The sequence below is a fragment of the Nocardioides sp. FY1077 genome (assembly GCF_058681775.1).
Window position 1 is genome coordinate 605475 of the sequence record NZ_JBZWDB010000001.1, and the last position, 18631, is coordinate 624105.

An 18631-nucleotide genomic window follows, 5' to 3' on the forward strand; every position below is an offset into this window, starting at 1 on the left:
CGGTGGACAACGACCAGCACCCCTTCGGCATCGACTTCGGCGGCACCGGCATCAAGGGGGCGCCGGTCGACCTGGCCCGCGGCGACTTCGCCGCCGACCGCGTGCGGGTACGCACCCCCCAGCCCGCCACCCCGGCCGCCGTGGCCGAGGTCTTCGGCGAGCTGCTCGCGCAGTTCGCGCCCTCCGGTGCGCCGATCGGGGTGACCGTGCCGGGCGTGGTGCGCCACGGCGTGGTGCACTCCGCCGCCAACATCGACCACGCGTGGATCGGCACCGACGCCGACGCGCTGTTCACCGCGACCACCGGCCGCGAGGTGCACGTGGTCAACGACGCCGACGCCGCCGGGCTCGCCGAGGTGCGCTACGGCGCCGCGCGCGGGCGCCGCGGCCTGGTCATCGTGACCACCCTCGGCACCGGCATCGGCTCCGCACTGGTCCACGACGGCGTGCTGGTGCCGAACGCCGAGCTGGGCCACCTCGAGATCGACGGCCACGACGCCGAGCAGCGCGCGGCCAACAGCGTCCGCGAGGCCGAGGGGCTCACGATGGCGGCGTGGGCCGAGCGGCTCACCCGCTACTACGCCACCCTCGAGAAGCTGTTCTCCCCCGACCTCATCGTCGTCGGCGGCGGCGTCAGCAAGCGCGCCGAGGAGTTCCTGCCGCTGATCGACGTCGCCACCGAGATCGTCCCCGCGCAGCTGCGCAACCGCGCCGGGGTGGTGGGCGCGGCCTGGTGGGCCTCGCTGCAGCACTGAGCCCGCGACGACGGGGTCCCGGCGCCCGCGGGGCGCCCGCCCGCCGCGCACCGCTGCCGCCGGGGCGCCACGTCGGTCATGATGGCCGCTCGGGCGTCGAGGGGAGAGCCGTGTCCGAGACCGACCAGCAGCCTGCGCCGCGTGCGCTGGCCTGCGCGCTGTGCGGCGAGCCGGCCGGCCGCGCCGCGACGTGCGGGGTGTGCGGCAGCGACCTGCCCGCCCCCGACGCGGTCGCGCCCGAGCACGCCGGCGCCGTCGAGGTGCTCGACGACCGCTCGACCGCGCCGCGACCGCCGTCCGGGACCTGGGGGGTGCTCTCGGTCGTGCTGCCGTTGACGGTGCTGCTGGTGGTGGGGCTGCTGATGGGCCAGCGCATGGTCTCCGGCGAGCGCGGCGAGGACGTCGCGGCGAGCCGCCAGACCTGCTGGGACGGCACCCAGGCCGCCGCGTGCGCCCTGCCGACCGGCGTCGAGGGGCTCGCGTGGGTCTTCCCGTCGTTCCGCCCCGGCGAGAAGCCGTGCCGCGACTTCCTGCTGCGCCACCCGGAGTTCAACCGGCCCACGATGTGGCAGTGCGACGTGGTGGTCGACGGGCTCCCGGTGCTCGTCACCTACAGCGAGGTGACCGGGCAGCGCTCCGCGCTGACCTGGTTCGACCGCCAGCACGGCCGGACCTCCCGCACCGAGGAGCCCGCCGTCGGGAGCACGCCCGAGCGCTACGTCTGGCACGACGACGCCGGGCAGTCCGGCCAGCCCGGTCGCAGCACCGTGTCGGTGCTGCTGCGCGACTTCCCGTACGCCGTGACGCTGGAGGCGGGCGCCGGCACCGACGTCGACGACGCGCTGCGACGGGTCGTCGAGGTGCGCCCCGTCGAGCAGATCAGCGTGCGCCCCGAGGCCTGAGCCTCACCCCTGGCGGGCCGGCGTCCCGTCGTCGCGTGCCGGGCCCCGGCCGCGGATGGCGTTGGCGACGGCCTTCGGCACGTCGGGGTGGAACACGGTGGGGATGATGAAGCTGGGGTTGAGCTCCTCGTCCTTGACCACCAGCGCGATGGCCTCGGCCGCACGCAGCAGCATCTCGAGGGTCACGTCGGAGGCCCGGGCGTCGAGCAGGCCGCGGAAGACGCCGGGGAAGGCCAGCACGTTGTTGATCTGGTTGGGGTAGTCCGAGCGGCCCGAGGCCACCACGGCGGCGTACTTCTCGGCCTGGGCGGGGTCGACCTCCGGGTCGGGGTTGGCCAGCGCGAAGACCACGGCGTCGTCGGCCATGTCCTTGATCCACAGCGGGTCGAGGAGGTTGGGGCCGCTGACGCCGATGAACACGTCGGCACCGGTGAGCCCGGTCTGCAGGTCGCCGCGCACCCGGCGGGGGTTGGTGACCGCGGCCAGCTCGGCCTTGGCCGGCGGCAGGGTGTCGTCGTCGGTCGAGAGGCAGCCCTCGCGGTCCCACACCACGACGTCGCCGGCGCCCGCGGCGAGCAGCAGCGTGACGATGGCGGTGCCGGCGGCACCGGCGCCCGCCACCACGATCCGCACGGCGGCGAGGTCCTTCTTCACCACGCGCAGGGCGTTGGTGAGCGCGGCCAGCACGACGATGGCGGTGCCGTGCTGGTCGTCGTGGAAGACGGGGATGTCGAGGCTGGCGCGCAGCCGGCGCTCGATCTCGAAGCAGCGGGGGGCGGCGATGTCCTCGAGGTTGATGCCGCCGAAGCCGGGGGCGATGAGCTCGACGGCGCGCACGATCTCGTCGGTGTCCTGGGTGTCGAGGCAGATCGGCCAGGCGTCGATGCCGGCGAAGCGCTTGAACAGCGCGGCCTTGCCCTCCATCACCGGCATCGCCGCGCCGGGCCCGATGTTGCCCAGGCCGAGCACGGCGGAGCCGTCGGTGACCACCGCGACGGTGTTGCCCTTCGTGGTCAGGCGCCACACGTCCTCGGGGTGCTCGTGGATCGCCATGCTGACGCGACCCACACCGGGGGTGTAGGCCATCGACAGGTCGTCGCGGTTGCGCATCGGCACCTTCGACGACACCTCGATCTTGCCGCCGATGTGCAGCAGGAACGTGCGGTCGCTGGTCTTGTAGACCTTCACGCCGTCCACCGCGTCGGCCGCGGCCTCCAGCAGCTTGGCGTGGTCGGCGTCGCCCGCGGAGCAGGTGACGTCGACGACGAGGCGCTCGTGGCTCGACTCCGCGACGTCCACCGCCATCACGATGCCGCCGGCCTGGGCGATGGCGGTGGCCACCGTCCCGACGACGCCGTGGTCGGGCGCCGTGTGCAGGCGCATGGTGATCGAGTACGACGACGTGGTGGCGGCACGGGAGGTCACAGGGGCCACCATCGACCCCCTCACGGGTTACCGGCAAGTCACCTCCGGCCGCAACGACCACAAGTGACCATCGTCACCTTTCTGCACTTTTGGGACGATAGTGCAATACTGCACTCCGTGACCGAGAGTGCAACGTTGCGTGCGGCCAAGCGCCGCCAGACCGAGCACCGGATCACCGTCTGCGCCCAGCGGCTCACCGAGGACCGCGGCCTCGACGGCTTCACCATGGACGAGCTCGCCGACGCCGCCGAGGTGTCGCGGCGCACCCTGTTCAACTACTTCCCCAGCAAGCTCGACGCCGTCCTCGGCAACATGCCGGAGGTGCCGCCCGACGCGGTGGCCACGTTCTGCGCCGGCGGTCCCCACGGTCACCTGCTCGACGACCTCGGCGAGCTGGCCGTGGTCGTGCTCAGCACCAAGGACCTCAGCCGCGAGGACGTCGAGCTCGGCCAGCGCGTCTTCCACGGCAACCCCCGGCTGGTCATCGCCGCCCACGAGCGGTTCGAGGCGTTCACCGGCGAGTTCGTCGACCTCGTCCTCGACCGGGAGGGCGCCGGGCTCGGCCGCGACAAGGCCCGGCTGCTCGTGCGGCTCCTCGTCTCGGTCTTCGACTGCACCCTCGCCGAGGGCGCCCTGCCCGCCGAGGGCGCCGACGGGACCGACGGCGTACGCCCCCTGCCCGAGCGCTCGCTCGCCGAGACGTTCCGCGAGACCCTCGCCACCGCCCGCGCCCTGATGGCGTAGCCCACCCCCGACCTCCAGCAGCCCCCCACCCGCACCACGACCAGGAGACCCCGCCATGGCCACTCTGCTCCATCGACTCGGGACGACGGCGTTCCGGCGCTGGCCGTTCTTCATCGCCGGATGGCTGACGCTGTTCGTCGTGGTGATCGGCGTCGCGGCGGGCTTCTCGAAGCCCTTCACCGACAGCTTCACGATCCCCGGCATCCCCTCGGAGAAGGCCGCCGACCTGCAGGGCGACCTGTTCCCGGGCTCGGCCGACGCCTTCGACGCCGCCGACGTCAACGTCGTGGTGCAGGCCCCCGAGGGCGCCACGCTCACCGACGGCGAGTACGCCGAGGTCGTCGACACGCTGGTCGCCGACCTCGCGGCCCTGCCGCAGATGGGCGACGACCCGATGGCCGCCAACCCCGGTCTCGGCAACCCCGTGGCGGTCGCCGCGGCGCAGGAGGAGCAGATCGTCGGTGGGGCCCGCCAGGCCGGCGGCTCGGTGGAGCAGGCGCGGGCGAACGCCGACGCGCTGTCGCCGCTCTCCGACGACGCCACCATCGGCACGATCACCTACGCCTGGGACGTGGACACCCCGGCCGACATCGAGCCGAGCACGCTCGAGGACCTCGAGTCGGTCATGGACGAGGCCCGCGACGCCGGGCTCACCGTCGAGGTCAACGGGGCGGGCTCGCAGCTGCAGTCCTTCGGCGGCGGGGCCGCCGAGCTGATCGGCATCGCCCTGGCGCTGCTGGTGCTGCTGCTGACGTTCGGCTCGCTGGTCGCCGCCGGCCTGCCCATCATCAGCGCGGTCTTCGGGGTGGGCCTCGGCCTCACCGGTGTCACCGCGATGACCGCGGTGATGGACCTCAGCTCCAGCACCACCGCGCTGAGCTCGATGATCGGCCTCGCGGTCGGCATCGACTACACCCTGTTCATCCTCGCCCGCTACCGCACCGAGCTCCACCACACCGGCGGCGACCGCAAGGAGGCGATCGGCCTGGCCGTCGGCACGGCCGGCTCCGCCGTCGTGTTCGCCGGCCTCACCGTGCTGATCGCGCTCGCGGCGCTGTCGGTGGTCGGCATCCCGTTCCTCACCGCCATGGGCCTGGCCGCCGCGGCCACCGTGTTCATCGCGGTGCTGGTGGCGCTCACCCTGCTTCCCGCGATCCTCGGCATGCTGAAGTCGAAGGCCTTCGGCGGCCAAGTGCGCAAGTACGCCCCGCGCCGCGACGACGACGGCCGGGTGCTGAACAACGGCGTGCGGTGGGCCCGCTTCGTCGGCAAGCGCCCCGTCGCGCTGACCGTGCTGGTCGTGGTCGTCCTCGGCGCCCTCGCCATCCCGCTCAAGGACCTGCACCTCGCCTTCCCCAGCGACTCCACGGCGTCCTCCGACACCACCCAGCGCAAGGCCTCCGAGCTGATGGCCGAGGCGTTCGGCCCGGGCCGCGAGGGCCCGCTGCTCACCGTGGTCGACGCCCGCGGCATCGACGACCCCGAGCAGCGGCAGGCGGCGTTCGGCGAGGTGGCCGCGTGGGCCGCCGGCCAGGACGAGGTCGCCAACGCCCAGGTGGTCGCCACCAACGCCGTGATGGACGCCGACGGCGCGGTCACCACGCCCGCCACCGGCGCGCTCGTGCAGGTCGTGCCGCAGTCCGGCCCCGACGAGGAGGCCACCAAGGACCTGCTGGAGACGCTGCGCGACGGCCAGGACGGCATCGAGGCCGAGACCGGCACCGACACCGGCATCACCGGCCTGACCGCCATCACCACCGACGTCTCCGACCAGCTCGCCGGGGCGCTGCCGATCTACCTGGCCATCGTGATCGGTCTGGCGTTCATCCTGCTGATGATCGTGTTCCGCTCGATCCTCGTGCCGCTCACCGCGACCCTCGGGTTCCTGCTGTCGGTGCTGGCCACCCTCGGCGTCACCGTCGCTGTGTTCCAGGAGGGCGCGTTCGGCCTGATGGAGGGCCAGCCGATCGTCAGCTTCATGCCGATCTTCCTGATCGGCGTGGTGTTCGGGCTGGCGATGGACTACCAGGTCTTCCTCGTCACCCGCATCCGCGAGGCCCACGTGCACGGCATGTCCACCCGCGAGGCGGTCGTCGACGGCTTCCGCAACTCCGCGCGCGTGGTCACCGCGGCGGCGTCCATCATGATCTTCGTCTTCGCCGCGTTCGTGCTCGAGGACGACGCCATCATCAAGTCGATGGGCTTCGCCCTCGCCGTGGCCATCGTGTTCGACGCGTTCGTCGTGCGGATGGTGCTGGTGCCGTCGCTGCTCTACCTGATGGGCGAGAAGGCGTGGTGGCTGCCGCGCTGGCTCGACCGGATCCTGCCGAACGTCGACGTGGAGGGCGAGAACCTGCAGCGCCCCGCTGCCGTCGGCACGGCCGGCTCGCACGCCGGGGACACGGTCGACACCGAGGACGCCGCCCACCACGGCGGCAGCCACGCCGCCCGGGGCCACCTCGCCGACGACCCCGACGCCCGCGTCTGACGCTCGCACGGGCGGGCGGGGCGGGGCGGGGCGGGGCGGAGCGGTTTCCCCGGCCGGCCGGGGAAACCGCCACTGGGTGGCTGAAATTTCGGCCACCCGGTGGCAGTTTCCGCCTCCGAGCTATTCGGACGACGGTGCCCGAACCGGCACGTCGGTGCTCCCCCAGCTCAGGCGGCCGGGCGGCCAGGGAGGCCCGCCAGGGCTCGGACCCGACGTGCCAGCTCCGTCGGAGCGTCGAGGTCGGCCCAGGTGATGCGCAGCATGCGCCATCCCGTCGCCTCGACCATGCGGTTCTCCCGGTCCTTCTCTCGGATGACGGCGTCGGCGGCGGTCTCGCCGGCACGGAGGAGCGTCGTGTACTTGACCCGCCCGTCGAACTCGGCGAGCAGCCCCAGTCCGGGCCAGGCGAAGTCCGACCACCCGATGACCTCGCCCCGGGCGTCGGCCACCGGCCACTGCAGCTCAGGGGTGGGCAGGCCCTGACGCCAGAAGTGGTAGCGGCAGCGCGTCTCACCGGGCGACCCGGCCCTCCCGTCGGCCAGGCGGAGCACGAGGTCGGTGCGCAGGCTGTGGGGCGCCCGGCGCATGCGGGCGTCGTACCGCGCGGCGGCCTCGGGGAGCGTCATCAGGCCGTCGGCCAGCAGCCGGTCCCACACCGTCAGCGCGGCCTCGACGCTTGCGACAGTGGTGAGGTCGAGGGCGGTGCGCGCCGTGGCTGTCACCGGGAGGCCGTGGCGCTCGACCACGTCGCTCCCGCCGAGCGCGCCACGGTGACGTCGCACGCCGGCCTCCCGGCGGCCTCCCACGGCGTCGGTGCGCGTGACGTGGACGTCGGCCAGGTCGAGACCCCACCACCCGTCGGTGTGGGCGACGGCCGCGCTGACGTGGGACAGCACCAGCCGCTCGTCGCCGCGGGCGACGACGGACCACGCCAACGCCCGGTGCTGCTCGGTGCGGCTGAGGCCCCGCCACCAGTCATGGTCGGCGTACGCGCCGTGGCGGATCCTGACCCAGGTGCCGTCGCGCACCATCCGACGGATGGACTTGTCGGTGTGGCCCTGCGTCAGCGCCTCGCGGCGCAGCCGCAGCTCGGGGGTCGGGAAGGAGGTCACGAGGTCGCTCATGACGAGGACCCTTCCCCGGTGCGCGCGTCACGGTGACCGCCGTCCACAGGCCCTGGGCACGACGGTCGCCCTCGGCCCGAGTCCTGCCGGCGTCCGGACGTCGGGGCGCGGCGGAAACTGCCTCATGGTGGCTGACATTTCACCCACCATGTTCCGGTTTCCCCGGCCGGCCGGGGAAACTGCCCGGGCGGCTACACCCCGAGGCGGGCGCGGAGGTTGGCCGCGAAGCGGTCGCCCATCTGGTCGATGACGCCCTTCATGGCGGTGGTGACGATGCGCGAGGAGAGCTTGGGCAGCGGGAGGTCGAGGGTGATCTCGAGGCTGGTGGAGAGGTGGGTGCCGTCGGGGACGTCGCGCAGCAGGTACCACCCGGTCACCGCGGTGCGCTCGTCGCGCCCGGCCGGCGGGTCGTGGTGGAAGTCGATGCGCTCGAGGTCGGTGAAGCTCATCTTCTCGGTGAACACCGGCGTCACCGCGATGGGCAGGACGTCGAGCCCGGTCATCTCCCAGCGCCAGTGGTCGGTGCCCTCGGGCGTGATCCGCTTGAGGAACGGCGTCATCTCGGCGAGGGCCACCGGGTCGGTGAGCACGTCCCAGACGGCCTGGCGCGAGGTGGCGACCACGCCCTCGGCGTTGGTGGCGGCGGTGAACCGGGTCATCGGGCCGCGAGCGCCTTCTCGACGTCCTTCGCGATCTTCTCCGGCTTGGTGGTCGGGGAGTAGCGCCCCACCACCTGGCCGTCGGCGCCGATCAGGAACTTGGTGAAGTTCCACTTGATCTTGCCGCCGAGCAGGCCCGACTTCTGGTCCTTCAGCCACTGGAACAGCGGGTGGGCGCCGTCGCCGTTGACCTCCACCTTGGAGAACAGCGGGAACTGCACGCCGAAGTTGCGCTCGCAGAAGCCGGCGATCTCGGCGTCGTCGCCGGGCTCCTGCCCGCCGAACTGGTCGCAGGGGAAGCCGAGCACCGAGAACCCCTGCGCGGCGTAGCGGTCGTGCAGCCCCTGGAGGCCCTGGTACTGCGGGGTGAACCCGCACTGCGAGGCCGTGTTGACGACCAGCACGACCTGGCCCTGGTAGGTGGAGAGGTCGACGTCCTGCCCGTCGATGGCGCGGGCGGAGAAGTCCTGCAAGGTGGTCATACCGTCAGTCTGCCAGCGCGGGACCAGCACCGCACGAGGGCGGCACCGGCACCAGGTCCGCCCGTGGGAGCATCGGCGCCATGAGATGGGTCCGCTCCGCGTTCGCCAACCTGCTCGCCCTGGTCGCCGTGCTGCTGCTGCCGCTGGCGCTGACGTCTGGCTGGTCGGCCACGGTCGTCGAGGACGAGGACTCCTTCGTCGACACCGCCGGTCCGCTGGCCACCGACGACGACGTGGTCACCGCGGTCACCGCCCGCCTCGCCGGCCTCGCGGTCGGCGTCGTCGACGCCCCCGCGACCCGCGCCGAGCTGGAGCGGGCGCTCGGCACCGAGGTCGGCGGCCGCGGGGTCGAGGGGGCCGTGCGCGAGGCGGTCACCACCGTGGTCCTGCGCGTGGTGGAGAGCCAGGCCTTCCCGCCGGTGTGGGAGGAGGCCGTGCGCACCTCCCACGGCCAGCTGCTGACCGCGCTGCAGGACGAGCGCGGCGCCCCGGTGCGCATCGACCTGACGCCGGTGCTGCAGGAGGTCCTCGACGCCCTCGCCGAGGCCGGGCTGCCGGCGCGCGCCGACGCCTCCGACGTCGACGCGTCCTTCGAGGTGGCCTCCGGCTCGGACGTCGAGCGCGCTCGCACCGGCTACGACGTCCTCGACGCCGCGGGGCTCGGCCTGCCGCTGGTCTGCCTGCTGCTGGCGCTGGCCGCGCTGCTGGTCAGCTCCCGGCGCACCGTGACCTTCGCGATCCTGGCCCTCGGCACCGCCGTGGCCGGCGCGGTGGTGCTGCTCGGCCTGGCCGGGGCGCGCACCCTCGCCCTCGACCGCGCCCCCAGCACCGAGGACCGCAACCTGCTGGCCGCGATGTACGACGTCGTCGTCTCCGACCTCGAGCGGCTGTCGATCGCGCTGCTGGTGCTGGGGCCGCTCGCGCTGGTGGTCGTGCTGGTGCTCAGGCGCCTCGCAGGTCGACGGCGGCCCGAGCCAGCCGGCTGACGCGGTCCCAGTCGCCCGCGGCGACGGCGTCGGCCGGGGTGAGCCAGGAGCCGCCCACGCAGCCGACGTTGGGCAGCGCGAGGTACGCCGGGGCGCTCTGCGCGGTGATTCCACCCGTGGGGCAGAACCGTGCCTGCGGCACCGGCGAGGCCACCGACTTCAGGAACGCAGCACCCCCCGAGGCCTCGGCGGGGAAGAACTTCATCTCCTGCACCCCGGCCTCGAGCACGCTCAGCACCTCCGAGACGGTGGCGGTGCCGGGCAGGAACGGCAGGTCGGTGGACAGCATCGCGTCGAGCAGCGCGGGCGTGCACCCGGGTGAGACCAGGAACCGGGCCCCCGCGGCACGGGCCGCCTCGGCCTGGGCGGGGGTCACCACCGTGCCGGCGCCGACCACGATCTCGGGCACCTCCTCGGCGATCGCGCGGATCGCGTCGAGCGCCACGGGCGTGCGCAGGGTCAGCTCGACGACCGGCAGGCCGCCGGCCACCAGCGCCCGGGCGAGCGGCACGGCGGTGGCCAGGTCGTCGACGACCACGACCGGCACCACCGGCACCAGGTCGAGCAGCGACGTCGCACCGGCCGGGGCGGTCACCGCCGTCCCGTCGGGACCGGACGGGCCGGACGTCTCGGGCGCGCCGGGACGGGACTCAGACGGGCTGGGCAAGGGGGGCCTCCTGGGCCGGGGCGTCGTACGACGGGAACACGCTGGCGCCGGCGTCGGCGGGGCCGACCGTGGCGCGGAACGCGGCGAACAGCTCGCGACCGGTGCCGGCCCACTCCTCGCCCTGCGGGGCGGCACCCGTGGCGGGGCGGGACAGCACGATGGCGGGGTCGGCGAGGTCGAGCAGGCCGCGCTCGGCGTCCACGCTGACGACGTCACCGTCGCGCACCCGCGCCAGCGGGCCGCCCAGCGCGGCCTCGGGGGTGACGTGGATGGCGGCCGGCACCTTGCCCGACGCCCCCGACATGCGGCCGTCGGTGACGATCGCGACGCGCTGGCCGCGGTCCTGGAGCACCCCGAGGGCGGGAGTGAGCTTGTGCAGCTCGGGCATGCCGTTGGCGGCCGGGCCCTGGTACCGGATCACCGCCACCAGGTCGCGCCCGTCGAGGGTGCCGGCGTCGAAGGCGGCGAGGAACTCGGCCTGGTCGTCGAACACCAGCGCCGGCGCGGTCACGACCTGGTGCCCCGGGGCGACCGCGGAGGTCTTGATGACCGCGGTGCCGAGCGGGCCGCCGAGCACCCGCAGCCCGCCGTCGGCGGAGAAGGGGTCGGCCACCGGGCGCAGCACGGCCGGGTCGAGGCTGGTGGGCGTGCCGTCCACCCAGTCGACCCCGCCGTCGGCGCGCAGCCGCGGCTCGCGGGTGTAGCGCGACAGCCCGCGCCCGGCCACGGTGAGCACGTCGTCGTGCAGCAGCCCGGCCTCGAGCAGGGTGCGCACCAGGAAGCCGATGCCGCCGGCGGCGTGGAAGTGGTTCACGTCGGCGGCGCCGTTGGGGTAGATCCGGCACAGCAGCGGCACCACGGCCGACAGCTCGGACAGGTCGCCCCAGGTCAGCGTGATGCCGGCGGCGCGGGCGATGGCCACCAGGTGCAGCGTGTGGTTGGTCGAGCCGCCGCTGGCCAGCAGCGCCACGCACGCGTTGACCACCGCCTTCTCGTCGACCACCTCACCGATCGGGGCGTGGTCGTCGGACCCGCCGGCGTCGGTGCCGTCGGTGCCGACCGGGCCGTCGGGGGCGAACGTGCCGCGGGCCAGCTCCACCGACCGCGCACCGGCGGCGTCGGTGAGGGCCTCGCGCAGCGGGGTGCCGGGGTTGACGAAGGACGAGCCGGGCAGGTGCAGCCCCAGCACCTCCATCAGCAGCTGGTTGGAGTTGGCGGTGCCGTAGAAGGTGCACGTGCCGGCCGAGTGGTACGACGCCGCCTCGGCGTCGAGCAGCTCGGCGCGGGTGGCGCGGCCCTCGGCGAAGCGCTGGCGCACCGCGGCCTTCTCCTTGTTCGGCAGCCCGGAGGTCATCGGGCCGGCCGGCACGAACACCGTCGGCAGGTGGCCGAACGACAGCGCGCCGATCAGCAGCCCCGGCACGATCTTGTCGCACACCCCGAGCATCAGCGCGCCGTCGAACATGTCGTGCGACAGCGCGATCGCGGTGGACATCGCGATCACGTCGCGGCTGTAGAGCGAGAGCTGCATGCCGGCGCGGCCCTGGGTCACGCCGTCGCACATCGCGGGCACGCCGCCGGCCACCTGCGCGATGCCGCCGGCGCCGATCACGGCCTTCTTGAGCTGGCGCGGGTAGGTCTCGAACGGCTGGTGGGCCGAGAGCATGTCGTTGTAGCTGGTCACCACCGCGAGGTTGGGCTTGGTGCCGCTGCGCAGCGCCGCCTTGTCGGCGGGGCCCGAGGCGGCGAAGCCGTGGGCCAGGTTGGCGCAGGCGAGCCGGCCGCGCGCGGGGCCGGTCTCGGCCGCGCGCTCCACCCGGGCGAGGTAGGCGGCACGGGAGGTGGCGCTGCGGGCCGCGATGCGCGCGGTCACCTCCGCCACCACGGGGTGCACGTGGGCGGGAAGGGTCGGTGTCGTCACTGGTCGGTCTCCTGCCAGGCTCGGCCGTCCCGCTCGAGGAGCATCGCGGCGGCGGTCGGTCCGGTGGTGCCGGCGGGGTAGCGGCGCGGCCGCTCCCCCAGCTCGTCCCACCGCTCGAGGATGGGCTCCACCCACGTCCAGGCCGCCTCGACCTCGTCGCGGCGCATGAAGTGGGTGGGGTTGCCGCGCACGACGTCCATCAGCAGCCGCTCGTAGGCCTCCGGCGAGCGCTGGGTGAACGTGGTGGCGTAGCTCAGGTCGAGCGAGACCGGGCGCAGGCGGATGCCGCCGGGGCCGGGCTCCTTCGCGGTGAGGTGGAGGCGCATGCCCTCGTCGGGCTGCACCAGGATGTGCAGGCGGTTGGCGGTGGTGGCGCCCTCGCTGCCCGGGAACATCGCGTGCGGCGGCTCCTTGAAGACCACCACGATCTCCGAGACGCGGCGGTCCATCCGCTTGCCGGTGCGCAGGTAGAACGGCACGCCGGCCCAGCGCCAGTTCTGCACCTCGGCCTTGAGCGCCACGAACGTCTCGGTGGTGGAGCCGGCCCGGCCCAGGTCGTCGCCGTACGACGCCACGGCCTGGCCGTCGACCAGGCCCTGGCCGTACTGCCCGCGCACGGTGTCGCGGTCGACGTCGTGGGCGGTCATCGGCTTGAGCGCCTGGAGCACCTTCAGCTTCTCGTCGCGCACGGTCTCGCGACCGACGTACGTCGGCGGCTCCATCGCGGTGAGGCACAGCAGCTGCAGCAGGTGGTTCTGCACCATGTCGCGCAGCGCGCCGGAGCCGTCGTAGTAGCCGCCGCGCTCGCCGACGCCCAGCGACTCGGCCACGGTGATCTGCACGTGGTCGACCCAGCGGGAGTTCCACAGCGGCTCGAGGAAGGTGTTGGCGAAGCGCGTGACCAGGAGGTTCTGCACGCTCTCCTTGCCCAGGTAGTGGTCGATGCGGAAGATCTGCGACTCGGCGAACACCGCGCCGACCGCGTCGTTGACCGCACGCGCCGAGGCGAGGTCGCGCCCGATCGGCTTCTCCATCACGACCCGGGAGGTCTCGTCGACCACGCCGATCTCGTCGAGGCGCGAGCAGATGGGACCGAAGAGGGCCGGGGCGACCGCGAGGTAGAACGCGCGCACCGTCTCCTCGGCCTGCGGGCGGTCCTTCAGCAGGCCGTGCAGCTGGTGCCAGTCGTCGGGCTGCTGGGCGTCGAGCACGAGGTGGTGGAGCCGGGAGACCAGGCGCTCCAGCGCGGCGTGGTAGCCGGCGGGCTCGTGGTCGGCCGGGTCGACGTACGCCGGCAGCGCCTCGCGCACGAGCTGCTGGTAGCCGTCGGTGTCGAGGTCGCTGCGGGAGACCGCGACGATGCGGAAGTCGTCGGGCAGCTGGCCCTCGAGGTCGCGGTGGAAGAGGGCGGGGAGGAGCTTGCGCAGGGCGAGGTCGCCGGTGCCTCCGAACACGGTGAAGTCGCAGTGGTCAGGCAGCGCTGCCGCTGCCGTGGTGGTCGTGTCCATACCCCTACGGTCGCAGGACTTTTGGATCGATACAAGCGGTCTTCGGCTTTTTTGAGGACAAAGTCTGTGCTTGACTCCTTTCCGTGACCGACACCACCGCGCCGTCGACGGCTCCGGGCGCCTCCTTCGGCACGCCCGACCAGGTGGCCGTGGCCGCGGCCGGCACCACCGCCGGCGGCCTGCTGCACCTCGTGCGCACCGGCCAGGCCTCCACCCGCTCCGGCCTCGGCCGCACCACCGGGCTGTCCCGCAGCGCCGTGAGCGCCCGCGTCAACGCCCTGGTCGCCGCCGGGCTGCTGCTCGAGAACGAGGGCACTGCCTCCACCGGCGGCCGCCCGCCCGGCACGCTCTCGCTGCACGTCGACGCCGCGGCTGTGGTCGGCATCGCGCTGGGCCGCTCCCGCAGCCAGATCGGCCTCTTCGACCTCGCCGGGCGCGAGGTGGTCGGCGACACCCGCGACCACGTCGTCGGCACCTCCCCCGACGCGCTGATGCCGGCCGTCGCCGAGCGTCTCGCCGGGCTGCTGGAGGGCACCACGCTGCCGGTGGCCGGCATCGGCATGAGCCTGCCCGGCACCGTCGACCCCGAGAAGGCGATGAGCGTGGACGCCCCGGTGATGGGCGGCTGGGACGGCGTCGCGCTGGCGCCGTACCTCGCCGAGGTGTGCCCCGCGCCCCTCCACCTCGCCAACGACACCGCCGCGCTGGCCCGCTCCGAGCTGTTCGGCGTCGTCCCGCCGGCCGACGCGCTGGTGGTGAAGGCCTCCACCGGGCTCGGGCTCGGCGTCGTCGCCGACGGCCGCCTGCTGGGCGACGCCCGCGGTGTCACCGGCGAGCTCGGCCACACCCGCGTGGAGGCCGCCGCCGACCTGCTGTGCCGGTGCGGGGCCACCGGCTGCCTCGAGGCCGTGGCGGGCGGCTGGGCGCTGGTCAACACCATGGTCGACGAGGGCCGCGACGTGCGCCACGTGCGCGACCTGGTGCACCTCGCCCTCGACGGCGACACCCTCGCGCGTCGGCTGCTGCGCCAGAGCGGACGCCACCTCGGTGAGGTGCTGGCCACCGCGGTCAACCTGCTGCACCCGCAGGTCGTGGTCGTCGGCGGCGACATGGGCGCCGCCTTCGACCTCTACACCGCGGGCATCCGCGAGACCGTCTACGCCCGCGCCGCCGCCTCGGTGGTGCGCGACCTGCGCTTCGCTCCCGCCACCCACGGCGAGTCGGCCGGCCTCGTCGGCTGCGCCGCCATCGCCATCGACGCCGCGCTCACCCCCGCCGCCGTCGACGCCCGCCTCCGCGCCTGACCCCCGCCGCCACGGGTCTCGACACGCTCGCTGGCGCTCGCTACTCGACCACCGAACCGGGGCCCCTCGCTGGCGCTCGACCGACCGACCGGTTCTCGGTGGTCGAGTGCCGAGGAGCGCCAGCGACGAGGTGTATCGAGACCCGGCGGGCAGGCCTCAGCCGGCGGTGACCCCGCCGAGGCGCAGCCAGGTGTCGACGACGGTGTCGGGGTTCAGCGACATCGACTCGATGCCCTGCTCGAGCAGCCAGTCGGCGAGGTCGGGGTGGTCGGAGGGCCCCTGGCCGCAGATGCCGACGTACTTGCCCTGACGCTTGCAGGCCTCGATGGCCGACGACAGCATGTGCAGCACCGCCGGGTCGCGCTCGTCGAAGCCGTCGGCCACCAGCGCGGAGTCGCGGTCGAGGCCGAGGGTCAGCTGGGTCATGTCGTTGGAGCCGATGGAGAAGCCGTCGAAGTGCTCGAGGAACGCCTCGGGGATCACCGCGTTGGACGGCACCTCGCACATCATCACGACCTTCAGGTCGTTCTCGCCGCGGCGCAGGCCGTGCTCGCCGAGCAGCTCGATCACGCCCTTGGCCTCCTTGACGGTGCGCACGAACGGGATCATCACGCGCACGTTGGTCAGCCCCATCTCGTCGCGCACGTGGCGCAGCGCCTCGCACTCCATGGCGAAGCAGTCGGCGAAGTCGGCCGAGAGGTACCGCGACGCGCCGCGGTAGCCGATCATCGGGTTCTCCTCCTCCGGCTCGTAGCGGGTGCCGCCGACGAGGTTGGCGTACTCGTTGGACTTGAAGTCGCTCATCCGCACGATCACCGGCTCGGGGGCGAAGGCCGCGGCGATCATCGAGATCCCCTCCGCGACGCGCTGCACGAAGAACTCGCGCGGCCCGGCGTACGCCGCGATCGTCTCCTCGATCTCCGCGCGCAGGTCGGCGGGCAGCGCCTCGGGGTCGGCGGCGAGCTCGAGCAGCGCCTTGGGGTGGATGCCGATCTGGCGGTTGATCACGAACTCCAGGCGCGCCAGCCCGACCCCGCGGTGGGGCAGCCGGGAGAAGGCGAAGGCCTGCTCGGGGGTGCCGACGTTCATCATGATCTTGACCGGCACGTCGGGCATCGAGTCGAGCTCGGTGCGCTCGACGGAGAAGTCGAGGACGCCCTCGTAGACCAGGCCGGTGTCGCCCTCGGCGCACGAGACGGTGACCTCGCGGCCGTCGGCGAGGTCGCGGGTGCCGCTGCCGGTGCCGACGACGGCCGGGATGCCGAGCTCGCGGGCGATGATCGCGGCGTGGCAGGTGCGCCCGCCGCGGTTGGTGACGATGGCCGAGGCGCGCTTCATGATCGGCTCCCAGTCGGGGTCGGTCATGTCGGCGACGAGCACCTCGCCCTCGTGGAACTCGTGCATGTCGTCGATCGAGCGCATCACCCGCACGGCGCCCGCGCCGATCTTCTGCCCGATGGCGCGGCCCTCCACCAGCACGTCGACGCCGCTGGTGGCGGCCTTGTCGATGCGGTAGCGCTCCAGCGCGCCGGCGCGGCGCGACTGCACGGTCTCGGGGCGCGCCTGCAGCACGTAGAGCAGCCCGTCAAGGCCGTCCTTGCCCCACTCGATGTCCATCGGGCGCCCGTAGTGCTCCTCGATGGTCAGCGCGTGGCGGGCCAGCTCCTCCACCTCGGCGTCGGTGAGGCTGAACAGCCGGGCCTGCGCGGGGTCGACGTCGACGAACTCGGTGGTGCGGCCCACCGCGGTGTCCTCGGTGTAGACCATCTTGGTGGCCTTGGCCCCGATGCCGCGCTTGAGCACCGCGGGGCGCCCGGCACGCAGGGCGGGCTTGTAGACGTAGAACTCGTCGGGGTTGACCGCGCCCTGCACGACGCCCTCGCCCAGGCCGTAGGCGGAGGTCACGAAGACGGCGTCGTCGAAGCCCGACTCGGTGTCCATGGTGAACAGCACGCCCGAGGAGCCCACGTCGGAGCGCACCATGCGCTGCACCCCGGCCGACAGGCCGACGGCGTCGTGCTCGAAGCCGTGGTGCACGCGGTAGGCGATGGCGCGGTCGTTGTAGAGCGAGGCGTAGACCTCGCGGATCGACTGCAGCACCGCGTCGATCCCGCGCACGTTGAGGAACGTCTCCTGCTGCCCGGCGAACGAGGCGTCGGGGAGGTCCTCGGCGGTGGCCGAGGAGCGCACCGCGAACGACGGCTCCTCGCCGTCGGCGCCGCGCGACTGCTCGACCAGCACGTCGTAGGCCGCGCGCACGTCGGCCTCGAGGTCGGGCGGGAACGGCTGGCCGACGACCTCCTCGCGGATGGTGCGGCCCACCTCGGCGAGGCGGCGCACGTCGTCGGTGTCGAGGTCGGCCAGCAGCCCGCTGATCCGCTCGGTCAGGCCGCCGGAGCCGTCGACGTCGGTGGCGATGAAGCGGTGGAAGGCCTCGGCGGTGGTGGCGAACCCGTCGGGCACGCGCACCCCGAGGTCGGTGAGGTGGGAGACCATCTCGCCCAGCGAGGCGTTCTTGCCGCCCACCTGCTCGAGGTCGCCGAGGCCCAGCTCGGAGAACCACCGGACGTTCGAGTGGGGGGTCTGCTCGCTCACGGGATGCCTCTTCCTGGTGGGGTGACCGGACGCGGGGGTGTGGGGGTGCGGCGGCTGGTCGGTCGACCGCCGCGCCTGAGGGTCTGGATGATCAGCGCCGAGATCTCCTCCACGGACTTGGCCGAGGAGTCGACCACCGGCACGCGGTGGGCGGCGAAGAGCTCGGTGGCGCGACGCAGCTCCCAGCGGCACTGCGCCGTGCTGGCGTACGTCGAGCCGGGCCGGCGCTCGTTGCGCACCCGGCTGAGCCGGTCGACGGTGGTGGTGATGCCGAAGCAGCGCTCGCGGAAGTCGCGCACCGGGCGCGGCAGCTCGTCGGACTCGAGGTCCTCGTCGACCAGCGGGTAGTTGGCGACGAAGAAGCCGTGCTGCAGCGCGAGGTACATGCTCGTCGGTGTCTTGCCGCAGCGCGACGGCGCCAGCAGGATCACGTCGGCCTTCTCGAGCGCGCGCAGGCTCTGCCCGTCGTCGTGCTCGATGGTGAACTCCACCGCCGCCATCCGGGTGTTGTAGCGCTTGATGTCGCCCACGCCGTGCAGTCGCAGCGGCGCCCGCACCCCCTGCTGGCCGAGGATGGCCTCGACCTTGGTCATGTGCATGTCGAAGAAGTCGATCAGCGGCGCGCGGGTGCGGGCCAGCGCGAGGCGCACCTCGTCGACCGCGGCGGTGGTGAACGCCAGCGGCGTCACGGGGCCGTCCATCGCCTCGTCGAGGATCTCCACGACCGCCCGGGCGTCGTCGACGGTGGAGATGAACGGGATCAGCGTGCGCTCGAAGTGCCGGTCGGGGAACTGCAGCAGCAGGGCGTTGCCCATGGTCTCCGCGCTGATGCCGGTGCTGTCGGAGAGGAAGAAGACGGGCACGACCTCCGCAGGGTCGACCTCGGGGTCGACCTCGGTCTCGGGGTCGGGCTCGGGGCCGGCCGGCGGGTCGTCGGACTGCGACACGATGCCTCCGGTGGTCGGGATCCCCGGAGGCTACCGCGCGGGTCCCCCGGTGCGCCCGGGGCTCAGCCCGCGGACGCCCCTCCCCAGCCGCTCCCTGCGCCGGCCTGCAACGGCCCCGCACCGG

The 18631-nt window shown here is 73.5% G+C and carries 15 protein-coding genes; 6 read left to right on the top strand and 9 right to left on the bottom strand.

Going from position 1 to position 18631, the window contains the following annotated elements; translation table 11 throughout:
* Nucleotides 1–2 precede the first annotated feature (2 nt).
* The gene (gene ppgK, locus AC4OR8_RS02870) at nucleotides 3–755 is read left to right on the top strand and encodes a polyphosphate--glucose phosphotransferase (RefSeq protein WP_492164063.1); all 753 of its coding nucleotides are present in this window, start codon (nucleotides 3–5) and stop codon (nucleotides 753–755) included.
* A 110-nt stretch (nucleotides 756–865) separates the two neighbouring features.
* Nucleotides 866–1657, top strand: a complete 792-nt coding sequence (locus tag AC4OR8_RS02875; protein WP_492164064.1) for a hypothetical protein — start codon at nucleotides 866–868, stop codon at nucleotides 1655–1657.
* A 3-nt stretch (nucleotides 1658–1660) separates the two neighbouring features.
* Here the strand turns inward: AC4OR8_RS02875 and AC4OR8_RS02880 are convergent, their stop codons facing one another.
* Entirely contained in the window at nucleotides 1661–3040 is a 1380-nt protein-coding gene (locus AC4OR8_RS02880) for an NAD-dependent malic enzyme (protein WP_492164465.1), read from the bottom strand.
* Between the two features lie 159 nt (nucleotides 3041–3199).
* On the opposite strand from AC4OR8_RS02880, the gene AC4OR8_RS02885 reads away from it, so the two are divergent.
* Nucleotides 3200–3826: a TetR/AcrR family transcriptional regulator gene (locus AC4OR8_RS02885; RefSeq protein ID WP_492164065.1), complete on the top strand. Its 627-nt coding sequence runs from the start codon at nucleotides 3200–3202 to the stop codon at nucleotides 3824–3826.
* Between the two features lie 55 nt (nucleotides 3827–3881).
* Nucleotides 3882–6314, top strand: coding sequence for an MMPL family transporter (locus AC4OR8_RS02890; RefSeq protein ID WP_492164066.1), 2433 nt, complete (start codon nucleotides 3882–3884; stop codon nucleotides 6312–6314).
* A gap of 167 nt (nucleotides 6315–6481) precedes the next feature.
* Here the strand turns inward: AC4OR8_RS02890 and AC4OR8_RS02895 are convergent, their stop codons facing one another.
* The 3 genes from AC4OR8_RS02895 to AC4OR8_RS02905 form a co-directional block, all read right to left on the bottom strand.
* Nucleotides 6482–7438: a hypothetical protein gene (locus AC4OR8_RS02895; protein ID WP_492164067.1), complete on the bottom strand. Its 957-nt coding sequence runs from the start codon at nucleotides 7436–7438 to the stop codon at nucleotides 6482–6484.
* A gap of 191 nt (nucleotides 7439–7629) precedes the next feature.
* The gene (locus AC4OR8_RS02900) at nucleotides 7630–8097 is read right to left on the bottom strand and encodes an SRPBCC family protein (RefSeq protein WP_492164068.1); all 468 of its coding nucleotides are present in this window, start codon (nucleotides 8095–8097) and stop codon (nucleotides 7630–7632) included.
* Nucleotides 8094–8579 (bottom strand): glutathione peroxidase, encoded by a 486-nt coding sequence (locus AC4OR8_RS02905; RefSeq protein ID WP_492164069.1) that lies wholly within the window; start codon nucleotides 8577–8579, stop codon nucleotides 8094–8096. The genes AC4OR8_RS02900 and AC4OR8_RS02905 overlap by 4 nt, the downstream gene beginning before the upstream one ends.
* A gap of 80 nt (nucleotides 8580–8659) precedes the next feature.
* Here AC4OR8_RS02905 and AC4OR8_RS02910 point away from each other — a divergent pair, with 80 nt between their 5' ends.
* Nucleotides 8660–9565: a hypothetical protein gene (locus AC4OR8_RS02910; RefSeq protein ID WP_492164070.1), complete on the top strand. Its 906-nt coding sequence runs from the start codon at nucleotides 8660–8662 to the stop codon at nucleotides 9563–9565.
* On the opposite strand, the gene eda is transcribed toward AC4OR8_RS02910, so the two are convergent.
* From eda to zwf, 3 genes are read right to left on the bottom strand one after another with little or no spacing between them, the layout of a single operon-like run.
* The gene (gene eda, locus AC4OR8_RS02915; protein WP_492164071.1) at nucleotides 9522–10160 is read right to left on the bottom strand and encodes a bifunctional 4-hydroxy-2-oxoglutarate aldolase/2-dehydro-3-deoxy-phosphogluconate aldolase; all 639 of its coding nucleotides are present in this window, start codon (nucleotides 10158–10160) and stop codon (nucleotides 9522–9524) included. The genes AC4OR8_RS02910 and eda overlap by 44 nt on opposite strands.
* 55 nt (nucleotides 10161–10215) lie before the next feature.
* Nucleotides 10216–12153 (bottom strand): phosphogluconate dehydratase, encoded by a 1938-nt coding sequence (gene edd, locus AC4OR8_RS02920; RefSeq protein ID WP_492164072.1) that lies wholly within the window; start codon nucleotides 12151–12153, stop codon nucleotides 10216–10218.
* Nucleotides 12150–13661 carry a glucose-6-phosphate dehydrogenase gene (zwf, locus tag AC4OR8_RS02925; RefSeq protein WP_492164073.1) on the bottom strand — a complete coding sequence of 504 codons (1512 nt, stop codon included), beginning with the start codon at nucleotides 13659–13661 and terminating at the stop codon, nucleotides 12150–12152. The genes edd and zwf overlap by 4 nt, the downstream gene beginning before the upstream one ends.
* Nucleotides 13662–13744: 83 nt before the next feature.
* Here zwf and AC4OR8_RS02930 point away from each other — a divergent pair, with 83 nt between their 5' ends.
* Nucleotides 13745–14965: an ROK family protein gene (locus AC4OR8_RS02930; protein ID WP_492164074.1), complete on the top strand. Its 1221-nt coding sequence runs from the start codon at nucleotides 13745–13747 to the stop codon at nucleotides 14963–14965.
* A gap of 156 nt (nucleotides 14966–15121) precedes the next feature.
* On the opposite strand, the gene ppsA is transcribed toward AC4OR8_RS02930, so the two are convergent.
* Together ppsA and AC4OR8_RS02940 are read right to left on the bottom strand one after the other, a co-directional pair.
* Nucleotides 15122–17560, bottom strand: coding sequence for a phosphoenolpyruvate synthase (gene ppsA, locus AC4OR8_RS02935; protein WP_492164075.1), 2439 nt, complete (start codon nucleotides 17558–17560; stop codon nucleotides 15122–15124).
* On the bottom strand, nucleotides 17557–18507 hold the full coding sequence (locus AC4OR8_RS02940; protein ID WP_492164076.1) for a pyruvate, water dikinase regulatory protein: 951 nt from the start codon (nucleotides 18505–18507) through the stop codon (nucleotides 17557–17559). The genes ppsA and AC4OR8_RS02940 overlap by 4 nt, the downstream gene beginning before the upstream one ends.
* Nucleotides 18508–18631 lie beyond the last annotated feature (124 nt).

Coding starts and splice junctions, on each gene's coding strand:
- AC4OR8_RS02880 (WP_492164465.1), bottom strand. CDS start 3,040: ATGCGCCTGCACACGGCGCCCGACCACGGCGTCGTCGGGACGGTGGCC.
- AC4OR8_RS02890 (WP_492164066.1), top strand. CDS start 3,882: ATGGCCACTCTGCTCCATCGACTCGGGACGACGGCGTTCCGGCGCTGG.
- AC4OR8_RS02895 (WP_492164067.1), bottom strand. CDS start 7,438: ATGAGCGACCTCGTGACCTCCTTCCCGACCCCCGAGCTGCGGCTGCGC.
- AC4OR8_RS02900 (WP_492164068.1), bottom strand. CDS start 8,097: ATGACCCGGTTCACCGCCGCCACCAACGCCGAGGGCGTGGTCGCCACC.
- AC4OR8_RS02905 (WP_492164069.1), bottom strand. CDS start 8,579: ATGACCACCTTGCAGGACTTCTCCGCCCGCGCCATCGACGGGCAGGAC.
- AC4OR8_RS02910 (WP_492164070.1), top strand. CDS start 8,660: ATGAGATGGGTCCGCTCCGCGTTCGCCAACCTGCTCGCCCTGGTCGCC.
- zwf (WP_492164073.1), bottom strand. CDS start 13,661: ATGGACACGACCACCACGGCAGCGGCAGCGCTGCCTGACCACTGCGAC.